The following is a 1,104-nucleotide window of genomic DNA, read 5'->3' on the forward strand; positions in this document are numbered from 1 at the left end:
GTCACTGATCAGCTGGCCTGGTCCGTGGTCACGAACATCGGTGCCGGGTCGATGAAGACGAATCCGTGCCCGAAGGCGCAAGAGGTCGGCGAGGCGATGATCGCGCATCTGAAAGGCACTGCCTGAGTGCCGAGGTGGAGGCCCGGTCGTCGCCCGCGTATCGGCGGACACGGACGACGACCGGGGATCAGGTAAGGGATGCCGGCTCTGCTCGGCATAGCGATCTTGGGCTGGGCCTGGGATTGATGCGGTGGGATCCTCCGTCTGGAGGATGGAGGGTGAGGAGCGCCCGACGCCTGGGCCGGACCGACGCGGTACTGCTCGGTGATCTGGCGGAACAGGGAGCCGCTGACGCTGCCGAATCGCCTGCCAAGGGTCAAGGAGTCTGGGTGTTCAGGAAGTTGTCCCGTGTCGCTGTTGCGCTCGTGCCGGTGGCGGCTTCAGTGCTGCTCGCCGGGTGCGGCGGCAGCTCGAATGGCGCTGCCGAGACGAGTCCTTCTGCTGCGCCCTCGTCGGAGGCCGGTGACTCGTTGCTGAAGGTGTCGGCGCCCTTGTCCGCGGATGGGCTGATCGACAACCCGTGCTCAGCGCTGGGTGACAGCCAGCTGACGGATATCGGGTTGCTGACCAATGGGCAGGCGACGGCGGATTCGCCGAAGTTGTGCCGGTGGAAGTCGTCGAGCAATGAGTTGAACTCGATCAGTCTGTCGGCGGTGCCGCAGAACAAGGGCGGTATCAGCGATATCTATGCCCAGAAGGCGCAGTCCGCGTACTTCGAGCCGGTCAGCATCAGCGGGTATCCGGGTGTCTATGCCAGTATCAGCAGTGGGCCGAACAAGACGGACCCGTGCCCGATCGCGAAGAAGGTCGGGGACGGCGTGGTCGCGCATCTGAGGGGTGGTGCCTGAGTGTCCGCGTTGAGTCGTTTTGCCGTTTCGACACAAGGGCGGCATCAGCGATATCCACGATCAGAAGGCGAAGCAGGCCTAGGTATCCGGGTGTTTTCGCTGACACGCAGGACGGGCGCGCATCGGGTAGTTGCACGTTGTGGGTCGGGGTCACTGATCAGCTGGCCTGGTCCGTGGTCACGAACATCGGTGCCGG

The 1,104-nt window shown here is 64.4% G+C and carries 1 protein-coding gene; it reads left to right on the forward strand.

Annotated elements, in window-relative coordinates; genetic code table 11:
- Nucleotides 1–389: 389 nt before the first annotated feature.
- Nucleotides 390–908 carry a DUF3558 domain-containing protein gene (locus BMY97_RS45710; protein ID WP_177231882.1) on the forward strand — a complete coding sequence of 173 codons (519 nt, stop codon included), beginning with the start codon at nucleotides 390–392 and terminating at the stop codon, nucleotides 906–908.
- Nucleotides 909–1,104 lie beyond the last annotated feature (196 nt).

It is taken from the genome of Amycolatopsis saalfeldensis, from assembly GCF_900110575.1.
Classification (GTDB): Bacteria; Actinomycetota; Actinomycetes; order Mycobacteriales; family Pseudonocardiaceae; genus Amycolatopsis; species Amycolatopsis saalfeldensis.